The organism is Salmonella sp. K21076 (genome assembly GCF_039650795.1).
GTDB lineage: Bacteria > Pseudomonadota > Gammaproteobacteria > Enterobacterales > Enterobacteriaceae > Salmonella > Salmonella enterica.
In genome coordinates this window covers 197,512-217,883 of sequence record NZ_JBCLYA010000025.1, presented here as the reverse complement: position 1 = coordinate 217,883, position 20,372 = coordinate 197,512, and the positions used below count along the sequence as shown (strand labels likewise).

Below are 20,372 nucleotides of genomic sequence, written 5' to 3'. Positions count from 1 at the left end.
GCCGTAAGTAACGAAGTTTGATGCAAATGTCAGATCGTATGCGCCTGTTAGGGCGCGGCTGGTAAGAGAGCCTTACAGGCGCATCAGAAAAACCTCCGGCTATGCCGGAGGATATTTATTGCCTGAAACGTGCATTATTTTAGTGAAAAAATATCGCTGCCCAGATGGTTATAGTCCACTTTCTGTAATTTGAAATTGGTGATATAAACGGGCCCGGCTTTCTGTTCCGAAATAAATCGATAGCGATTTTTGATCTCTTTAGCGCTAATTCCTGTCCATTGCGAGAAAAAACTCAGGAAATCGTTCGCGGAACGGCGAGCTTTAATGATCCGATGCGCTTTACTGTCGCTGGATAGCACCATAAACGGCACCTGGAAGTTTTGCTGGAATTTGTCGTCATGCGCCAGGTACTGTACCGCTTTGCCGCGCTCTTTAAACGCCAGCCTGTGATCGGAGAAATAGACGAGCGAAAAACTGTCGCCGCTATGACGAAGCTGAGTATAGAGCTGACGGAGCAAATCGTCGGTTTGCGTCATGGTGTATAAATAACAAGACGTCTCTTTCGACTGGACAAACGTCGCGTATTTTCCATGAGTACGGTCGCAGGCCTGGGGATGCGATCCCATTAAATGCAACACAATCAACTGCGGTTGCGTGCGTTCTGTCGCCAATACCTGCGCCGTCATGGTTAACAGCGCGTCGTCGCGAGTATTTTTATCCGCTTCAAAATCGCCGTTTTTCAGGAAATGCGCTTCATCGGCGCGTTTGGCGATACTGGCGATGGCCGTGTCGTATTCGCCGATTTGCCCCTGATTGGAAAACCACCATGTCTGAAAACCGGCGCGGTTAGCCAGCGTGACGAAGTTATCCTGATACTGCGGTTTGTTATCCACCACGCGATTGAGCGTTAAACCGAGCGATTTTTGCGTTGAGCCGCTGGCGGCGATGTAATCCATAAAGAAGTCGCCATTCACATGGCTGGCGAAGGGGGTATTATCCCAGTGGCCGCCGAAAGCGCCCATGGCATCCCGTCGCGCGCTTTCACCAATCACCACGACATAGATGTGATATCTGGGTTTCACCGCAGTAACCGTCCAGCTATCTTTTATGCCGGATAGCTGCGCCATACGGTGCTGCTCTTCAATGACTTCGTTGTTATTGACGATAACGTCTTTGGCGAAGCGAAAAACCGGATAGCCGGTATCAATAACCTTAAAAACGCCGCCCCAGGCCAGATTTTGTACCGGCGCGACGAAAAATGCCGCGACGCTAATCAGCAGGCACAGGCTGTCGAGGCTATTCCAGCGCGGCCTGACCTCTTCTTTTCGGCGGCGAAGCGCAATAATACCCAGCGCAAAAATAAAAAGTCCGGTCAGGTAGCTATACCACGGGAAGATGGTCAGGATTTCGCTCGACTCTTCCATATTGGTGGAGTGCAGCGCCAGCAGCGTATTAAAGTTCGGCGCGCCGTAAGCCTGGCCAAAGGGAAAATAGCAAGCGGCTACCAGCGAACAGATGCCGAGCAGCGCTTTTTGTCCGCGAGGCAGGTAGCGCCAGAGCAGCAGCAACAGGCAGGTAAACGCCGCGGTATAAAGCAGGCTAAAGGGGTAGCCGAGCGCGAGGTTAATCAGCAGCGACTGTAAAAAGTAGAGGCCCGCCCATGGGCTTACAGCCCGACGACGGGCCAGAAGTGAATCGATAAGGGTTGAATTCATATGCCACTATTGCAAAAACGCCATGTGCTAACCCTGGCGCGAAGGGTCATTACCTGCCTGATTATGCGTAAAAAAGGTATTGGGTTCGCAACGGCGAGTCGCAAAATATTCAAGGCTGCCAGAAGATAGAGCGTGCGGGTAAGAAGGCCAACCGCCGGAAAGAAAATGTTTTGCGAAGAGAATAGCAAAACCACAAAAAAAACAGGGGAAATGGGCGCCATTTCCGTTGAGGATGCAAAATAAAGCGGCGTACCGCACCGCCGCGTTATTTCGTGGAAGGGTTATCCTGTTCCGGTTTGCCGTTGATCATATCGCACAACATAGAGAGCAGCATTAACCGGACTTTAAAGGGAGAGTGACTGAACACGCGTATACACCTCTTAAATTCGTTCATATAAACCTCCTGATGTTTCTATCCCATCGATCCGTGAGGGATGTCTGCATTACATACAGATATAGCACAGGCTATGTTTTATAGCTATTGCTAAAACGTTAATTTTTTGTGCCCGGACAACTCTGGTTTACAATGAGCGCTCTGTCAGCTGACGCGTTAACGCGTCACAGAAACGAGGAAGCAAAATGGGTCGTCGCGCAGGTACGCCAACAACAAAAAAAGTGACGCAATTGGTGAACGTAGAAGAACACGTTGAAGGATTTCGTCAGGTCAGAGAGGCGCATCGGCGTGAGTTGATAGACGACTACGTTGAGCTGATTTCCGATTTAATTATTGAGGTAGGGGAAGCGCGTCAGGTGGATATGGCGGCGCGGCTCGGCGTCTCCCAGCCGACTGTGGCCAAAATGCTTAAGCGCCTGGCATCGTTAGGATTTATTCAAATGATCCCCTGGCGCGGCGTTTTTCTGACGCCGGAAGGGGAGAAGCTGGCGCAGGAAAGCCGCGAGCGGCATCAAATTGTCGAAAATTTTTTACTGGTATTAGGCGTAAGCCCGGAAATCGCGCGTCGTGATGCGGAAGGGATGGAACACCATGTCAGCCAAGAGACATTAGATGCCTTTTTGGCCTTCACGCAACAGCATGGAACATCTGCAGAATGAATCTGGCCTTTTTACGGGCGCTGCGGCGTGACCGTTTTTTTCAGTTGTTGATCATTGTGGGGATGGCGTTAAGCCTGTTTGTTCCTTTTGCGCCCCGCGCCTGGCCTGGCGCGATTGACTGGCACACCATTATTACCCTCAGTGGGTTAATGTTGCTCACTAAAGGCGTTGAGCTGAGCGGCTATTTTGATGTGCTGGGACGCAAGATGACGCGCCGATTTCATACCGAGCGGCAACTGGCGATGTTCCTGGTGCTGGCTGCGGCGGCGCTGTCGACCTTTCTGACAAACGATGTCGCGCTGTTTATCGTTGTGCCGCTGACGATAACGTTAAAAAAACTGTGCGCGATTCCGGTCAACCGATTGATTATTTTTGAAGCGTTAGCGGTGAACGCCGGTTCGCTGCTGACGCCTGTCGGTAATCCGCAAAATATTCTGTTGTGGGGACGCTCCGGCTTAAGCTTTGCTGAATTTAGCGGGCAAATGGCGCCGCTTGCCGTCATGATGATGCTGACGTTACTGCTCCTGTGCTGGTTTTGTTTTCCGGGTAGGGCGTTACAGTATCATACCGGTACGCGTTCGCCGCAGTGGCAGCCCCGTCTGGTGTGGAGTTGCCTGGCATTATATGTCGTTTTTCTTACCGCGCTGGAGCTCAGGCAAGAGTTATGGGGACTGGTGTTGGTGGCGGCTGGGTTTATTGTGCTGGCGCGCAGGGTGATAGTCAGCGTGGACTGGACGCTGCTGCTGGTATTTATGGCGATGTTTATTGATGTCCATCTGCTAACGCAATTGCCGGCGTTGCAGGGCGTTTTCAACCAAGTTGGCGCACTGTCTCACCTGGGACTTTGGCTAACCGCTATCGGCCTGTCGCAGGTTATCAGTAATGTGCCCAGTACCATTCTCCTGCTGAACTATGTACCGGCCTCGACGTTGCTGGCGTGGGCGGTGAATATCGGCGGGTTTGGTCTGCTGCCGGGGTCGCTGGCAAATCTTATTGCTTTACGGATGGCGAACGATCGCCGAATCTGGTGGCGATTTCATTTCTATTCGCTGCCGATGCTGGCATGGGCGGCGCTGGTGGGATATGGATTATTGCAACTGATGCCGTAAGAGAAGCCCGATAGTGTCTATCGGGCTTCGCAGGCAGAGTCTGTCAGTTCAGACGAACCGGCATCCCGGAACGATCCTGAACTGCCTGTTGTACGACGGTCTGATCAACGTCAGGCTCGTTGGTGACGGCCAGGATACTCTTATTAAGCGTGATCGGCACCGCTTCCTTACCTTCAAACTGCGCTTCCGTCGTTGACAGCGGGTTATGCACCTCAATGTAACGGCTACCGTCCGGCTCGGTGGTGGCTTTTACCGGTTCATCGATAAACTGCACGCGGGTACCGACCGGCACATTTTCAAACAGGAATTTGATATCGTCGTTGCGCAGACGTACGCAGCCGTGGCTCACGCGAAGCCCGATGCCGAAGTTGGCGTTGGTGCCGTGAATAGCATACAGGCGACCGATGTACAGCGCGTACAGGCCCATCGGGTTATCCGGGCCCGCAGGCACGACGGCAGGCAGCGGCTCGCCGGCGGCGCGATATTCAGCGTGCATTTTTGCCGTAGGCGTCCAGGTCGGACCGGCTTTTTTACGTTCAACTTTGGTCGTCCAGTTGATAGGCGTGTCTTTACCTAACTGACCGATCCCAATCGGCAGGACGATAACGGTGTTTGTGCCTTTCGGGTAGTAATAGAGGCGCATTTCCGCGCTATTGATGATAATGCCTTCGTGTACGGTATCCGGCAGGATCAGCTGCTGCGGAATATTCAGCACGGTACCGCCCTTCGGCAGGAAGGTATCCACGCCAGGGTTGGCTTCCAGCATGTTGGAGAGCCCCATCTGATACTCCGCGGCAAAATACTCCAGCGGCTGGGTATTGCCCTCCGGAACGGTGATGACCTGATTTTGCCCAATTAAACGGCTACCATCGGTAGGCAGCGGGTAAGTGACTGCTGAGGCTGTTTTACAAAAACCAACTACAGCGAAAGCCGCCGCGAAAAGCGTTGTTAATTTCATATTCATGTTATGCGAGATTCTGTGCCAAGCAGGCTAGTAGGTTGAGAATTCTGTCATGTTGGGAGCGCATTATAGGTGCATTCCAGTAAACAGGGAATTCAGATGTGTACGAAATCACGTTTTTTTCCCCTTACGGTTCAGTGTAGCCCTTTGTATAGGGCGCGATCTTATTTCAGACTTGTGGCATAATAAGCGGTTTGTCACATCTTTTTTCAGGATAAGCCTGTGTTAGTTTCCAGCAACGTTACCATGCAGTTCGGCAGTAAGCCGCTGTTCGAAAATATTTCCGTCAAATTTGGCGGCGGCAACCGTTACGGCCTGATCGGCGCCAACGGTAGCGGAAAGTCCACTTTTATGAAAATCCTCGGCGGCGACCTGGAGCCGACGCTGGGCAATGTTTCCCTCGATCCGAATGAGCGCATCGGTAAGCTGCGTCAGGACCAGTTCGCTTTTGAAACATTCACCGTACTTGATACTGTCATTATGGGGCATGGCGAACTGTGGGAAGTCAAGCAGGAGCGCGACCGTATCTATGCCTTGCCGGAAATGAGCGAAGAAGACGGCTATAAAGTCGCCGATCTGGAAGTAAAATACGGCGAGATGGACGGTTATTCCGCTGAGGCGCGTGCGGGCGAACTGCTGTTGGGGGTGGGCATCCCGCTGGAGCAGCATTACGGTCTGATGAGTGAAGTCGCGCCAGGCTGGAAATTGCGTGTGCTACTGGCGCAGGCGTTATTCTCTAATCCGGACATCCTGTTGCTCGACGAACCGACCAACAACCTGGATATTGATACTATCCGTTGGCTGGAGCAGGTGCTGAACGAGCGCGATAGCACGATGATCATCATTTCGCACGACCGTCACTTCCTGAACATGGTTTGTACGCATATGGCGGATCTGGATTACGGTGACTTGCGCGTCTATCCGGGTAACTATGATGAGTATATGACGGCGGCGACCCAGGCGCGTGAACGTCTGTTGGCCGATAATGCGAAGAAAAAAGCGCAAATTGCCGAGCTGCAATCTTTTGTTAGCCGTTTTAGCGCCAATGCCTCTAAATCGCGTCAGGCAACGTCGCGCGCGCGGCAGATTGATAAAATCAAGCTGGAAGAGGTGAAAGCCTCCAGCCGTCAGAACCCGTTCATCCGTTTTGAGCAGGATAAAAAACTGTTCCGTAACGCTCTGGAAGTGGAGGCGCTGACGAAAGGTTTTGATAACGGTCCGCTGTTTAAAAATGTCAATTTGCTGCTCGAAGTCGGCGAGAAGCTGGCGGTACTCGGCACCAATGGCGTGGGTAAATCTACGCTGCTGAAGACGCTGGTTGGCGATCTGGACGCCGATCACGGCACCGTTAAATGGTCGGAAAACGCGCGTATTGGTTACTACGCGCAGGACCACGAATATGAATTCGAAAATGACCTGACGGTGTTTGAATGGATGAGTCAGTGGAAACAGGAAGGCGACGACGAGCAGGCAGTGCGCAGTATTCTGGGCCGCCTGTTATTTAGCCAGGATGATATCAAAAAGCCTGCGAAAGTCCTCTCCGGTGGCGAGAAGGGCCGTATGCTGTTCGGCAAACTGATGATGCAAAAGCCGAATATCCTGATCATGGACGAACCGACTAACCACCTGGATATGGAGTCGATCGAATCGCTGAATATGGCGCTGGAGCTGTATCAGGGCACGCTGATCTTTGTTTCGCACGACCGTGAGTTCGTCAGCTCGCTGGCAACCCGCGTCATTGAAATTACGCCGGAGCGCGTGGTGGACTTCAGCGGTAACTACGACGATTATTTGCGTAGTAAAGGGATTGAAAGCTAAACACTGACGCCCGGTGGCGCTGTGCTTACCGGGCCTACGTATCCTGGCGCGTAGATCTGGTAAGACGGGTGCGCCCAGACAAAGGGCACACCGCAGTTGAGCGGGCAGGGCTGTACGACCGTCAAACGTCCATACCTAATGCCCGCTTGCCGTGAATATTCAGATCGCGCAGCGTGAAACGCCCTTCCCAGGTGGTTTCATAGTCCTCGCGCGGGAAATCGTCCGGTGATGCGCCTGTCTCCAGCGCCGCTTTCACCTTACGCGCATAGGCCAGATTTTTCTCACACATTGGCGCGGCAGGAATGTACATCACATTGCCCCAGCCCTGCTGATTTTCGACGGGGGCGACGGAGTGGATGACATCGCAATGCCACCACACGGAATCCCCGGCTTCCAGCGGCGGAATGCTGGTTAACGCCGCCATCAGTAAAGGATGCCACTGTTCAGAAATCGGCAGCACCCGGCCCGGCGCGACGCCGCATAATTCATCTTCCGGGACATCATCCAGCAGCGGGCGCAGCAGAATATACGCCATCGCCTCCGGAATAGGGACGACATGAAGCAACCCCTGACCGGGCAGCATATCGGAGAGCGCGGTCCAGCCCTGGAAGGTGCGAAATACCGAGCATTTTGTGGTGTTATCCACCGTGTACTCTTCAACTTCGGTACGGTGCGCCGCATTCCACGGATCGTACTGCTCGACGTTGCCGTTAAACACGCTGGCGAATACCTGCTGATAGGCTGGTAGCAGCCAGCGCTCCAGCGCGCCGGAGTCGGTATGCGCTCCCAGTCCTTTGGATGTGGTGCCCGGCGGGCGGCGACGGATGCGATCCGGGTAAATGATGCTGATATCCGGATTAAACCATCGCTTGCCGTCGCGCTCTACCTGCCACAGACGGTTGAGGAACGACTGCGCCAGCGCCATCTCTTCACTTTGGCGGGCCTGCATTTGCGCCTGCGACCAGTAGACAGGATAGATTTCAGGCCGGGAGGCGCTCAGCGTACCGAAAAAATTATCCCCCGGTCCTTTATACACCTCGTCAAAATGGTTCTTGTCCAGATAGTCGAGCATCGACTGGTCCCATGCCAGCGCCTGTTCGCGTGGAAAATGACCTTTAATCACCGCGCACCCGCGGCGCTTAACCTCGGCGCGGGTAGCATCGCTAATGTTGCCCGTCGCCAGTTCGCTAAAAGGGATAATTGGCCATACCGGCTGTCCCTGCGCCTTCAGATCGTTAATTTCCGCCACCCGGGCTGCTATGGTGGCGCTCAAACGGTCGAACACCGCCTGTACGTCGCCGATTTGCGCGCGTAGCGCCTGCTTCATCTGACGAATGGCCGCTTTTGGGTCGGCGGGCAGCGTTTCGTAGGTAAAAGGAGTCGTCATATCAACCTCACCATCTTTCGTTCGAAAGTAAAATTAGTTACATGTGATACTTTAAGTTAAAATAAGGTTAATGCAAGTTTAAAATATTGCAGGGGCGCACAAGGAGGGAAGCGAGAGGAAAACGTAAGGTGGCCAGGACGCCTTAATGTCTTATGCGGCTATTCCTTTCGTTCAGCCACTTTTCATTCGAAATAAATTTGTGGTTCTGCTCACATTGTTATTAAAATGTTTCTGGTCGCAGTTACAGCCAGGAGCTTAAGTATGACCGTTAACGTTGTCGTTACCGATATGGACGGCACTTTTCTCGACGATGCCAAGCAGTACGATCGTGTACGCTTCATGGCGCAATACCAGGAACTGAAAAAACGTAATATCGAATTTGTGGTCGCCAGCGGTAATCAGTACTATCAGTTGATCTCCTTCTTCCCCGAGCTGAAAGACGAAATTTCCTTCGTCGCAGAAAATGGCGCGCTGGTGTATGAACATGGCAAGCAGTTGTTTCACGGAGAGCTAACCCGGCATGAATCGCGTATTGTGATTGGCGAACTGCTGAAGGATAAGCAGCTTAACTTCGTCGCCTGCGGTCTGAAAAGCGCTTATGTCAGCAAAAACGCTCCCGAGACTTTCGTGGCGCTGATGGCCAAACATTATCACCGCCTGCAGCCGGTAAACGATTATCACGACATTGACGATATCCTGTTTAAGTTCTCCCTGAATTTGCCCGATGAACAAATTCCGCTGGTTATCGACAAACTGCACGTATCTCTGGATGGCATCATGAAGCCTGTCACCAGCGGCTTCGGTTTTATCGACCTGATTATCCCGGGACTGCATAAAGCGAATGGCATCAGTCGTCTGTTAAAGCGCTGGAACAGGTCGCCACAGAATGTCGTCGCCATTGGCGACAGCGGTAATGATGCGGAAATGTTGAAAATGGCGCATTACTCTTTTGCCATGGGCAATGCCGCAGACAATATCAAAGCGCTTTCACGTTATCACACTGATGATAATAACCATCAAGGCGCGCTCAACGTCATTCAGGCCGTGCTTGACGGCACCGATCCCTTCTGATTAACAGGCCTGCGTAGGCCTGTTAAGCGTAGCGCCATCAGGCAGTTCGGACATATTGCCGATGGCGCCTGGGCAAATTACAGCATATGTTCGGTACGGGCGATGATATCGTCCTGCGCGTCCGGCGACAGCGCGGTGAAGAAGGCGGAGTAGCCTGCCACACGCACGACCAGATCGCGGTACTGGTCCGGATGTTTTTTCGCATCCAGCAGCGTTTCGCGTGACACGATGTTGTACTGAATATGCCAGCCTTTATGCACCTCAAAGAACGTCCGTAGCAGAACCATCAGTTTCTGTTTGTCGGATTCGTTTTCCAGCGTCGTTGGGTTCAGTTTCTGATTGAGCAGCACGCCGCCGAGAATGGAACCGGTAGGTAATTTGCCTACGGAACCAATCACCGCCGTCGGGCCGAGATGATCCGTACCCGATGCAGGGCTTGCGCCTTCCGCCAGCGGTGTATGCGCTTTGCGACCATCCGGGGTAGCCATAGTTGCGGCGCCAAATGGCACGTTTGCTGAGATAGAGGACGTACCGGCGTAATAGTTGCCGCCCACAGGGCCACGACCATAGCGCGGGTTATGGTATTGCTTCAGCTCATCAATATAGGTCTGATAAGCGCGCGCCAGCAGGGTATCGACACTGTCATCGTCGTTACCGTATTTCGGCGCGCCGTTAATCAGACGCTGGCGCAGCTGTTCATGGGGCAGCCCGTCAAAGTCATCGGCCAGCGCGGCGGCAAGCTGCTGTTGACCGATAACGCCCTGTTCGAAGACCAGTTTTTTCACGGCGGCGAGGCTGTTGCCCAGGTTGGCGATACCGACCTGCAGACCGGATACCCAGTCATATTTTGCGCCGCCTTGCTTGATACTCTTCGCGCGTTCAATACAGTCGTCTACCAGCGCTGAGCACAGAATATCGTGGACGTTCTCTTCCAGCATGGTGTCGACCACATACTCAATTTCGATCGATTTGCGCGTGTAGTAGCGAATTTGGGTATCCCAGGCGGCCATCACTTCGTCAAAATTGTTAAAGTTGCCTGCGGAGAGCGCCTTTTCCTGCGGCAGAAATACCTTGCCGCTGGTGGCGTCGCGACCGCCTTCCAGCGCCGCCAGCATGACGCGGGCGAAGTTAATAAAGCTCATGCCGGTGCAGCGATAACCCCATTTCCCGCCGACGGCGGTTTCGATACAGCCGATCGCCGCGTAATCGTAAGCGTCCTGTGGTTCGATCCCCAACTTGATAAATTCCGGGATGACGATTTCATCATTGTTAAACGCCGGCATCCCAAAGCCGCAGCGGATGACCTGGACGCAGGCGTCAAGGAAATCGTTACTCATTCCGGCGTGATAACGCACACTGAGGTTGGGCTGGGTAGAACGCAAACGTCCGCAGGACTCCAGAATAGCGTAAGACAGCGGATTCACTGCGTCCATTGGCTGACCGTTGATAAGATTCTGACCGCCAATGGTGACGTTTTGATACAGCGGGCTGCCCGCGGAAGCTTTAGAGTGCGAACCGGAGCGGATCTTGTTTACTTCCAGCAGTTTCAGCCAGCAGCTGTGCAGCAGTTCAATGGCGTGCTCACGATCCAGCGTCTGGTTTAGTTCGACATCGCGACGATAATAGGGGTAAAGATACTGGTCCATACGACCAAATGACACCGAGTGACCGTTAGACTCAATTTGTAGAATCAGTTGGATGAAGTAGCACAATTGCAGTGCTTGCCAGAAGGTCTGCGGCGGTTGGTGGGCGATCACCTCGCAGTTTTCCGCGATGGTAAGTAGCTCTTTACGACGGCTTTCACGGGACTCTTCGCCCGCCATCTGGCGCGCCAGCGCGGCAAAGCGCGTGATATGCTGGCTTACCGCGTCCAGCACAATATCAATCGCCTTCAGGAACTGCTCGCCATGCAGATCTTCCAGCACGGTCAGGTTGATGCGTGAGCGGCGCTCGGCGACTTTATCGCGCAGGTCATCAAGCCCTTTTTCCAGCAGCAGCGGGAAGTTCACCGCCAGGTGCGCGTCACCGGAAGTCATATTACCTTCGGCTTTGATAATGCCAGTCGCCAGAAGCCCTTTTTGTTCATCGGTAAACATGCCGTAGCAGCGATCCTGGACGGTTTGACCGCGCCACCACGGACAGACGTCGTGCAGAATACGTTTGTTTTCTTCACTTACGGAAAAACCTGCGCCGGGCCGGTCTGCCAGGTCGTCGATCTCTTTTTCAATCCACGAGACGGTATATTCCGGGAAAATCGGCGCGGCGCGGACTTCACTTGCCTGGTTGCCGACGATCAGTTCATCGTGTTTTATCCAGATAGTGCGTTCCGCCAGGTGATGGGCCAGCGCCAGCGCGCGGCGTACCGGAATCGGTTTATCCAGATGTTGCTGATACATTTCGGTATAATGCTGCGCGCGCTCGGTACAGACCGGCGGTTTCACGATATGTACCAGCGCGGTTTTGTGCGCCTTAATGCGGTCACTGAGCGTGTCCAGTTTCAGTTGGGTCATGATAATTATCCTCGTAGGGTCGCGGTTAAACCTTTTTGGCAGGCGTACTTCTGGGCAAAATCAAGTAACGCCGGTGCATCCAGTGGTTTATCCGGGGCATGATAGGGCTGACTGAGTAAGTGGTATTTATTGATGCCCAGCGTGTGGTAGGGCAGAAAATGAATTTCCCCGACGTGCAGTTCGTCGGCGGCAAAGTCGGTAATGGCTTTAATGGTCTCCTCATCGGCATTAAATCCCTGAATCAGCGGGACGCGAATCACCATTTTTTTGCCCGCGGCGGCGAGTTTCCTGAGATTTTCCAGCACCCGCGAGGCGCTGCCATCGGTCCACTGCTTAAACGGCCCGTCGGCGACGTGTTTCAAATCAGCCAGAAACAGATCGATATAAGGCAGTGAGGGCGCAATGTATTTCCATGGGACATGCAGACAGGTCTCAACCGCTGTATGAATACCGGCGTCATGGCTGGCTTTAAACAGCTCTGCCGCCAGCTCCGGCTGCATAAACGGTTCGCCGCCGGAAAGCGTAAGACCGCCGCCGCTGCGATCGTAAAAAGGTTTATCGCGCAGTACCGTCGCCATGATCTCATCCACGCTTTTTATTTCGCCGCACACGGTTAACGCCTGTGTGGGGCAGCAATGCGCCAGGATGGAAAAATGGGCGTCGGTCAGTTTCTCGCGATGGATGAGCAGGCCGTTTAGCGCGCGCTCAATGACGTCCGGCGCGGCTTGCGCGCACAGGTCGCATCCTTCGAGACACAGCCGCGCGTCGTATAACAGATCCTGAGCGCGGGCGCGGCTTTCCGGGTTCTGGCACCAGCGACAGCCCAACGAACAGCCTTTGAGAAATACTACGGTACGGATACCGGGGCCATCGTGGGTGGAATAGCGCTGAATATTGAAGATCATAAACGGCCTCTCTTATTTCATGTAAAGATTAAATTACTTTCGAATGAAAGTTATCTTGATGTGCGTCAACGAATGGAGAGGTTCTGACAAAGAGGCGTTAAATGAGGTACAACATCACGGGTTGAGGCTGTGATATGGCGTTTAAGATGATGCCGCGCTGCTTGAGCCGATCGTCAGTCGGAGCTTGGGTAAGCTGGCTTTGCGTCTGATGGCAGTAATTATCTGTTGATACAGCACGGCCATAGACCGTGCTTTGGTATGTTTATCCGTAAAGTGACTACTGCCCGCAGACCTCACAGCCGGGGTTGCGCATCAACTTCATTTCGCGGAACTGACAGGTCATCGCATCGTACATGACGATTTTTCCGCTGGCAGGCTGACCGTAATGCGCCAGTAGCTTAATGGCCTCCATTGCCTGTAGCGAACCGATCACGCCAATCAGCGGCGCCATCACCCCAGCTTCTACGCAGGTCAGAGCGTTTTCGCCAAACAGACGGCTCAGGCAGCGGTAACAGGGTTCGTTTTCCCGATACGTAAAGACGGTAACTTGTCCTTCCATACGAATGGCCGCGCCGGAGATTAGCGGCACTTTCGCGATATAGCACCCGGCGTTAAGTTGATTACGTACGCTAACGTTATCGGTACAGTCCAGCACCAGCGAATGCCCGGCAATCAGGCTGGTCATAGCGTCGTCGTCCAGCCGCGCGTTAACGGGCGTAATGGTAATATGCGGGTTGATTCGCGCCAGCGCGTCGCGGGCGGACTCTACCTTTGGCTGCCCGACCGTGGCGTCGCTGTGCAAGGTTTGACGCTGGAGATTGGAAACGGAAACGGTATCAAAATCGAGTAGCGTCAGTTGCCCGACGCCAGCGCCGGCCAGATACTGCGTTGCCGCGCAGCCGAGTCCGCCCAGCCCGACCACTAATACCCGCGCATCTTTTAACGCTTCCTGCCCTTCAAAATCGAAGCCGCGCAGAATAATTTGTCGGTTATAGCGCAGCATCTCCTGGTCGCTAAGTTCCGCCATTACAGGCCTCCGAACAGAGCATTAAACGGCTCGACTTCCACCCATTCTCCCGGCTCAACATTGCCGCGTTCACGCTCCAGCACAATAAAGCAGTTGCCCAGATTAAACGAGCTGAAAATATGTGAGCCCTGGTGTCCGGTGGTCGTGACCTCCAGTTCGCCGTTGGCGCTACGTTGCAGGATGCCGCGCTGGAAATCGAGACGCCCCGGCGTTTTCTTCAGGCGAGATGTTGTGCGTACACGCTGGCGCGGCGGTACAGCGCTTGCCGTATTGCCGCCAAGCTTCGCCAGTAAGGGCTGAACCAGTTGATAAAACGTGAGCGCCGCAGAGACTGGATTCCCCGGCAGGCCACAGAACCAGCTATTACTGAGCTTGCCGAAGGCAAACGGTTTGCCTGGCTTGATAGCCAGCTTCCAGAAGGCGATTTCGCCCAGCTCCTCAAGGATGGTTTTGGTATAGTCCGCTTCACCAACCGAGACGCCGCCGGAGCTTATCACTACATCGGCCTGGCTGTCGGCGTCGACAAACGCGGCGCGAAGCTTACCGGGATCGTCAGGAATAATGCCTAAATTGATCACTTCGCAGCCAAGCTGTTGCAGCATCAAATGTATAGTTAGACGGTTAGTGTCATAAATTTGTCCCGCCTCCAGCAGCTGGCCCGGAAGCTGGAGCTCGTCGCCGGTCGAGAACAGCGCTACGCGCACTTTACGTACTACCTGCGCATCGGCAATTCCCAGCGACGCCAGCACCGGCAGTTCGGCAGTAGTCAGGCGCGTACCGGCTGGAAAGACCACCGCATCCTGGCGAATATCCTCGCCGCGGCGGCGGATGTTTTGTCCGCAACGAACATCGGTGGTAAAACGCACGCCGTCATCAGTTTGTTCCGTCTGCTCTTGCATGACGACCGCCTCGCAACCTGCCGGCACCGGGGCGCCGGTCATAATGCGAATACAGGTTCCCGCAGGCCATTCTCCTTGGTAAGGCTGACCGGCAAATGCTTTGCCGGCGACGGGCAGCGGCTTATCGGCGGACAAATCCGCCACACGTACCGCATAACCATCCATAGCTGAATTATCAAAGCCGGGGACATCAAGGGGAGATACGATATCGGTCGCCAGGATGCGGCCAAAGCAGTTCATCAGCGGCAACGTTTCTACGGCGGTGAGCGGGGTAATACGTGAAAGCATCTGGGTCAGCGCCGTTTCAAGCGGCATCAATCCGGCGGAAAATTCCATGAACATACTCCTGCGAGGCAAAATCGAATCCGGCTATTATGTCAGAAAACAGTGGCGGGCAGTATGCTACCTCAGTCTTAGAGACGGCCTTGCGCCTTTACATACCTTACGCATCTTTCTATATTCAAAAATCGAATGAATAACTCACAACAATTCTGATAGTTATAGTAAAAGTTGTGTGCCACCGTTAATGGACCCTAAAAATGAATAAAGCAGTGATTGCGATTCACGGCGGCGCAGGCGCGATTGCTCGCGCGCAAATGAGCCATGAGCAGGAGCTACGCTATATCCAGGCGCTGTCAGAGATTGTCGAAAGCGGGCAAAAGATGCTGGAAGCGGGTGACAGCGCGCTTGATGTAGTGACGGAAGCGGTGCGCCTGCTGGAAGCGTGTCCGCTCTTCAATGCGGGTATCGGCGCGGTCTATACCCGAGACGGAACTCATGAACTGGATGCCTGCGTGATGGACGGCAATACCCTGAAAGCCGGAGCCGTCGCGGGCGTGAGTCATGTTCGCCATCCTGTGCTCGCCGCCAGACTGGTGATGGAGCGCAGCCCGCATGTACTCATGGTGGGGGAAGGGGCGGAAAACTTTGCCTTTTCACAGGGGATGGCGCGCGTTTCGCCGGATATCTTTTCCACCCCGGCGCGTTACGAGCAATTGCTGGCGGCGCGTGCGGCGGGCGAAATGGCGCTCGATCACAGCGGCGCGCCGCTGGACGAAACGAAAAAAATGGGTACAGTCGGCGCGGTGGCGCGGGATAAATTCGGCAATCTGGCGGCGGCAACGTCTACCGGCGGGATGGCCAATAAATTGCCCGGGCGCGTCGGCGACAGCCCGCTGGTCGGCGCCGGGTGTTATGCCAACAACGCCAGCGTCGCCGTTTCCTGTACCGGAACGGGAGAGGTCTTTATTCGCACGCTCGCGGCTTACGATATCGCCGCATTGATGGAATATGGCGGACTCAGCCTTGCCGACGCCTGTGAGCGCGTGGTGATGGAAAAATTACCGGCGCTGGGCGGCAGCGGTGGATTAATCGCCGTTGATCACGAAGGTAATGTCGCGTTGCCGTTTAACAGCGAAGGGATGTATCGCGCCTGGGGATATGCCGGGGATACGCCTACCACAGGAATTTACCGGGAATAAGGAGCCGCAGGTGCCGCACAGCGATGAACTGGATAGCCGCGATGTTCTGTCCGTCAGTGGCCTGAATATCGCGTTTCACCACGAAGGGCAACAGGTAGACGCCGTGCGTAATGTGTCATTACGCCTGAAGCGTGGAGAGACTCTGACGATTGTCGGCGAGTCGGGCTCGGGAAAATCGGTGACGGCGCTGGCGTTAATGCGGCTGATTGAGCAGTCGGGCGCGAACGTGCGCTGCGGCGAAATGCTGTTGCGTCGGCGTAATCGCCAGGTGATTGAGCTGTCTGAGCAGAGTGACGCGCAGATGCGGCGTGTGCGCGGCGCGGATATCGCCATGATTTTCCAGGAGCCAATGACCTCGCTCAACCCGGTATTTACCGTTGGCGAGCAAATTGCCGAATCTATTCGTTTGCATCAGGGGGCCAGCCACGAAGAGGCGCTGGCGGAAGCGAAACGTATGCTCGATCAGGTACGGATCCCGGAGTCGCAGGCGATTTTATCGCGTTATCCGCATCAGCTTTCCGGCGGGATGCGCCAGCGAGTCATGATTGCGATGGCGCTATCCTGCCGTCCGGCGGTATTGATTGCCGATGAACCCACCACGGCGCTGGATGTCACTATCCAGGCGCAAATTCTGCAACTTATCAAAGTGTTGCAGCAAGAGATGTCGATGGGCGTGATTTTTATCACTCACGACATGGGCGTCGTGGCGGATATTGCCGATCGCGTGCTGGTGATGTATCAGGGCGAGGCCGTGGAAACCGGCAGCGTAGAGCAGATTTTCCATGCGCCGACGCATCCTTATACCCAAACGTTACTGGCCGCCGTCCCTCAGCTTGGCGCGATGCGAGGCCACTCGCTGCCACGCCGTTTCCCGTTGATTTCCGCTGACGAACCGGCCCTTTATGAATCGCAGATTGAGCAAGACACGGTGGTGGAAGGCGAACCTATTCTCCAGGTTCGGGGGCTGGTGACGCGATTCCCGCTGCGTAGCGGTCTCTTTAACCGCGTTACGCGTGAAGTTCATGCCGTTGAGAATATCAGTTTCGATCTCTGGCCCGGCGAAACGCTATCGCTGGTGGGCGAGTCCGGTAGCGGAAAATCGACGACCGGACGCGCGCTGCTGCGGTTGGTTGAATCCCGGCAGGGGGAGATTATCTTTAACGGCCAGCGCATTGACACGCTGTCTGCGGGTAAACTCCAGCCGTTGCGCCGCGATATTCAGTGTATTTTCCAGGACCCTTACGCCTCGCTCGACCCGCGCCAGACCGTGGGGTATTCCATTATGGAACCTTTACGGATTCATGGTCTGGGGCAGGGGGACGCTGCGGCAAAGCGCGTGGCCTGGTTGCTTGAGCGTGTCGGATTACGTCCTGAACATGCCTGGCGTTATCCGCACGAGTTTTCCGGCGGTCAACGTCAGCGCATCTGCATTGCTCGCGCGCTGGCATTGAATCCTAAAGTGATTATTGCTGATGAGGCGGTCTCCGCGCTGGATGTTTCCGTTCGCGGACAGATCATTAATTTACTGCTCGATTTACAACGGGAAATGGGGATCGCCTACCTGTTTATTTCGCATGATATGGCGGTCGTGGAGCGAATTAGCCATCGCGTGGCGGTGATGTATCTTGGTCAAATTGTTGAGATGGGGCCGCGGCGCGCCGTTTTTGAAAATCCGCAGCATCCTTATACGCGTAAATTGATGGCGGCGGTGCCGGTTGCCGATCCCTCCAGACACCGGCCGCGGCGCGTTCTGCTATCAGATGATATACCCAGCAATATTCATAAACGTGGCGAAGAGACGCCCGCCGTTTCATTACAGTTGGTCGGGCCGGGACATTATGTTGCGCGGCCGCTGCAGGATAATGCGCTCTCGCGCTTATAACATTCAGACAGGCAGGGTTTCAGGAGAACAACATGACGCAATTTATTACGCATAAATGGCTGGCGGCGCTGGGACTGGCCTCATCCATTGCGGCTTTTCCGGCCCTGGCGGCCAAAGATGTGGTGGTGGCGGTAGGGTCTAATTTCACCACGCTCGATCCGTATGACGCCAACGATACGCTCTCGCAGGCGGTGGCGAAGTCATTTTATCAAGGTCTGTTTGGCCTGGATAAAGACATGAAGGTAAAAAACGTCCTGGCGGAAGGCTATACCGTTTCTGATGACGGTCTGACCTACACCATTACCCTACGGCAGGGGGTGAAATTTCAGGACGGCGCGGATTTTAATGCGGCGGCGGTAAAAGCGAATCTCGATCGCGCCAGCAATCCGGATAACCACCTCAAGCGTTATAACCTGTATAAAAATATCGCAAAAACGGAGGTCGTCGATCCGGCAACGGTAAAAATTACCCTGAAACAGCCGTTCTCCGCTTTCATTAATATTCTGGCGCACCCGGCGACGGCGATGATCTCGCCGCAAGCGCTGGAAAAATATGGCAAGGATATTGGTTTTCATCCGGTCGGCACTGGTCCATATCAGCTTGAAACCTGGAATCAGACCGACTTTGTCAAAGTGAAAAAGTTCGCCGGTTACTGGCAGCAGGGCTTACCCAAGCTGGATTCTATTACCTGGCGTCCGGTTACTGACAACAATACCCGCGCGGCGATGCTGCAAACCGGCGAAGCGCAATTTGCTTTTCCTATCCCTTATGAGCAGGCCGCGTTACTGGCGAAAAATAAAAACCTCGAACTGGTCGCCAGCCCGTCCATTATGCAGCGTTATATCAGTATGAATGTGACGCAGAAGCCGTTTGATAATCCTAAGGTGCGTGAGGCGTTGAATTACGCTATCAATCGTCAGGCGCTGGTTAAAGTGGCGTTTGCCGGATACGCCACGCCGGCGACGGGCGTGGTGCCGCCGTCGATAGCCTATGCGCAAAGCTATCAGCCGTGGCCCTATGATCCGGCTAAAGCGCGCGAACTATTGAAAGAGGCGGGGTATCCAGACGGTTTCAGTACCACGCTGTGGTCATCGCACAACCATAGCACCGCGCAAAAAGTGTTGCAGTTTACCCAACAGCAACTGGCGCAGATTGGCATTAAAGCCCGGATAACCGCGATGGACGCCGGCCAGCGCGCCGCGGAAGTTGAGGGCAAAGGGCAAAAAGAGAGCGGCGTGCGAATGTTCTATACCGGCTGGTCGGCGTCGACGGGCGAAGCTGACTGGGCGTTATCGCCGCTCTTCGCATCACAAAACTGGCCGCCGACGCAGTTTAATACCGCTTTTTACAGCAACAAGCAGGTCGACAGCGATTTGGCGGCGGCCTTAAAGACTAACGATCCGCAGGAGAAAACACGATTATACAAAGAGGCGCAGGATATTATCTGGAAAGAGTCGCCCTGGATACCGTTGGTGGTGGAGAAATTGGTTTCTGCGCACAGTAAAAATTTGACCGGTTTCTGGATTATGCCGGATACCGGTTTCAGCTTTGACGATGCGGATTTGAAGTAAGTAATGCGATGGGGCTGGATGGCGCGCGCGTTGTCCGCCATCCGGTAAAAGGTTCGTGTGATGCTTAACTATGTTCTCAAGCGCCTGCTGGGATTAATTCCTACGCTGTTGATTGTGGCAGTGCTGGTGTTTTTATTTGTTCATTTGTTGCCCGGCGACCCGGCGCGGCTGATAGCCGGACCGGAAGCCGACGCGCAGGTGATAGCGCTGGTTCGTCAGCAGCTGGGGCTTGATCAGCCGCTTCATGTCCAGTTTTGGCATTACATCACCCATGTTTTACAAGGCGATTTCGGGACGTCAATGGTTTCCCGCCGCCCGGTTTCTGAGGAGATCGCCAGCCGCTTTTTGCCGACGCTGTGGCTGACGATAACCAGTATGATATGGGCGGTGTTGTTTGGCATGGCGATCGGCATCGCCGCCGCCGTGTGGCGTAATCGCTGGCCTGACCGGGTAGGAATGACGCTTGCCGTGACCGGCATTTCTTTCCCGGCTTTTGCGCTGGGAATGTTGTTAATGCAGATTTTTTCCGTGGATCTGGGCTGGCTACCGACCGTGGGGGCGGATAGCTGGCAACATTATATTTTACCCTCCCTGACGCTTGGCGCGGCGGTGGCATCAGTCATGGCGCGTTTTACGCGCTCCTCGTTTGTCGATGTGCTGAGCGAGGATTACATGAGGACCGCGCGGGCGAAAGGCGTCAGTGAAACGTGGGTGGTGTTAAAACATGGCCTGCGCAATGCAATGATCCCGGTCGTCACCATGATGGGACTGCAATTTGGCTTTCTGCTTGGCGGATCGATCGTCGTCGAAAAAGTGTTTAACTGGCCGGGGCTTGGGCGATTACTGGTCGACTCCGTCGACATGCGCGACTACCCCGTGATTCAGGCAGAAGTGCTGCTGTTTTCTCTGGAATTTATTCTTATCAACTTAGTGGTGGATGTCCTCTATGCCGCCATTAATCCGGCTATCAGGTATAAGTAAGG

General features: G+C 54.4%; 16 protein-coding genes. 8 read left to right on the top strand and 8 right to left on the bottom strand.

The window, feature by feature from the left end; all coding sequences use genetic code 11:
* Positions 1-134 precede the first annotated feature (134 nt).
* Both AAYN39_RS10170 and mntS read right to left on the bottom strand, forming a co-directional pair.
* Positions 135-1,715 (bottom strand): phosphoethanolamine transferase, encoded by a 1,581-nt coding sequence (locus AAYN39_RS10170; protein ID WP_001089326.1) that lies wholly within the window; start codon positions 1,713-1,715, stop codon positions 135-137.
* Between the two features lie 265 nt (positions 1,716-1,980).
* Positions 1,981-2,109: a manganase accumulation protein MntS gene (gene mntS, locus AAYN39_RS10165; protein WP_001001755.1), complete on the bottom strand. Its 129-nt coding sequence runs from the start codon at positions 2,107-2,109 to the stop codon at positions 1,981-1,983.
* Positions 2,110-2,294: 185 nt separating this feature from the next.
* Between mntS and mntR the strand changes: the two genes are divergently transcribed.
* Both mntR and AAYN39_RS10155 read left to right on the top strand, forming a co-directional pair.
* A complete protein-coding gene (gene mntR, locus AAYN39_RS10160) occupies positions 2,295-2,768 on the top strand; it encodes a manganese-binding transcriptional regulator MntR (protein WP_000533542.1) in 474 nt (157 codons plus the stop codon).
* Positions 2,765-3,877 (top strand): anion transporter, encoded by a 1,113-nt coding sequence (locus tag AAYN39_RS10155; protein WP_001046516.1) that lies wholly within the window; start codon positions 2,765-2,767, stop codon positions 3,875-3,877. Before mntR ends, AAYN39_RS10155 begins: the two co-directional genes overlap by 4 nt.
* 43 nt (positions 3,878-3,920) lie before the next feature.
* Here AAYN39_RS10155 and ldtB read toward each other — a convergent pair whose 3' ends face one another.
* Complete coding sequence (gene ldtB, locus AAYN39_RS10150) at positions 3,921-4,841, bottom strand: L,D-transpeptidase (RefSeq protein ID WP_001056404.1); 921 nt, start codon at positions 4,839-4,841, stop codon at positions 3,921-3,923.
* Between the two features lie 219 nt (positions 4,842-5,060).
* On the opposite strand from ldtB, the gene AAYN39_RS10145 reads away from it, so the two are divergent.
* Entirely contained in the window at positions 5,061-6,656 is a 1,596-nt protein-coding gene (locus tag AAYN39_RS10145) for an ABC-F family ATPase (RefSeq protein WP_000961480.1), read from the top strand.
* Between the two features lie 121 nt (positions 6,657-6,777).
* Here the strand turns inward: AAYN39_RS10145 and AAYN39_RS10140 are convergent, their stop codons facing one another.
* Positions 6,778-8,043: a DUF1479 domain-containing protein gene (locus tag AAYN39_RS10140; RefSeq protein WP_000210972.1), complete on the bottom strand. Its 1,266-nt coding sequence runs from the start codon at positions 8,041-8,043 to the stop codon at positions 6,778-6,780.
* A 261-nt stretch (positions 8,044-8,304) separates the two neighbouring features.
* Here AAYN39_RS10140 and AAYN39_RS10135 point away from each other — a divergent pair, with 261 nt between their 5' ends.
* Positions 8,305-9,114 (top strand): Cof-type HAD-IIB family hydrolase, encoded by an 810-nt coding sequence (locus AAYN39_RS10135; protein WP_000217910.1) that lies wholly within the window; start codon positions 8,305-8,307, stop codon positions 9,112-9,114.
* Positions 9,115-9,191: 77 nt separating this feature from the next.
* Here the strand turns inward: AAYN39_RS10135 and AAYN39_RS10130 are convergent, their stop codons facing one another.
* The 4 genes from AAYN39_RS10130 to moeA all read right to left on the bottom strand — a co-directional run bounded on the left by AAYN39_RS10130 (position 9,192) and on the right by moeA (position 14,791).
* Complete coding sequence (locus tag AAYN39_RS10130) at positions 9,192-11,624, bottom strand: glycyl radical protein (protein ID WP_000192654.1); 2,433 nt, start codon at positions 11,622-11,624, stop codon at positions 9,192-9,194.
* Between the two features lie 5 nt (positions 11,625-11,629).
* Positions 11,630-12,529, bottom strand: coding sequence for a glycyl-radical enzyme activating protein (locus tag AAYN39_RS10125; protein ID WP_000576948.1), 900 nt, complete (start codon positions 12,527-12,529; stop codon positions 11,630-11,632).
* Between the two features lie 277 nt (positions 12,530-12,806).
* Positions 12,807-13,556, bottom strand: coding sequence for a molybdopterin-synthase adenylyltransferase MoeB (moeB, locus tag AAYN39_RS10120; protein ID WP_000829275.1), 750 nt, complete (start codon positions 13,554-13,556; stop codon positions 12,807-12,809).
* On the bottom strand, positions 13,556-14,791 hold the full coding sequence (gene moeA, locus AAYN39_RS10115; protein WP_001681592.1) for a molybdopterin molybdotransferase MoeA: 1,236 nt from the start codon (positions 14,789-14,791) through the stop codon (positions 13,556-13,558). The genes moeB and moeA overlap by 1 nt, the downstream gene beginning before the upstream one ends.
* Before the next feature lie 203 nt (positions 14,792-14,994).
* Here moeA and iaaA point away from each other — a divergent pair, with 203 nt between their 5' ends.
* The 4 genes from iaaA to gsiC are packed head-to-tail and all read left to right on the top strand — an operon-like array spanning position 14,995 to position 20,370.
* Positions 14,995-15,936 carry a beta-aspartyl-peptidase gene (gene iaaA, locus AAYN39_RS10110; protein ID WP_001030500.1) on the top strand — a complete coding sequence of 314 codons (942 nt, stop codon included), beginning with the start codon at positions 14,995-14,997 and terminating at the stop codon, positions 15,934-15,936.
* A 10-nt stretch (positions 15,937-15,946) separates the two neighbouring features.
* Positions 15,947-17,818 carry a glutathione ABC transporter ATP-binding protein GsiA gene (gene gsiA, locus AAYN39_RS10105; protein ID WP_001120605.1) on the top strand — a complete coding sequence of 624 codons (1,872 nt, stop codon included), beginning with the start codon at positions 15,947-15,949 and terminating at the stop codon, positions 17,816-17,818.
* 32 nt (positions 17,819-17,850) lie between these two features.
* Positions 17,851-19,389: a glutathione ABC transporter substrate-binding protein GsiB gene (gene gsiB, locus AAYN39_RS10100; RefSeq protein WP_000191432.1), complete on the top strand. Its 1,539-nt coding sequence runs from the start codon at positions 17,851-17,853 to the stop codon at positions 19,387-19,389.
* Positions 19,390-19,449: 60 nt separating this feature from the next.
* A complete protein-coding gene (gsiC, locus tag AAYN39_RS10095; protein ID WP_000936066.1) occupies positions 19,450-20,370 on the top strand; it encodes a glutathione ABC transporter permease GsiC in 921 nt (306 codons plus the stop codon).
* Positions 20,371-20,372 lie beyond the last annotated feature (2 nt).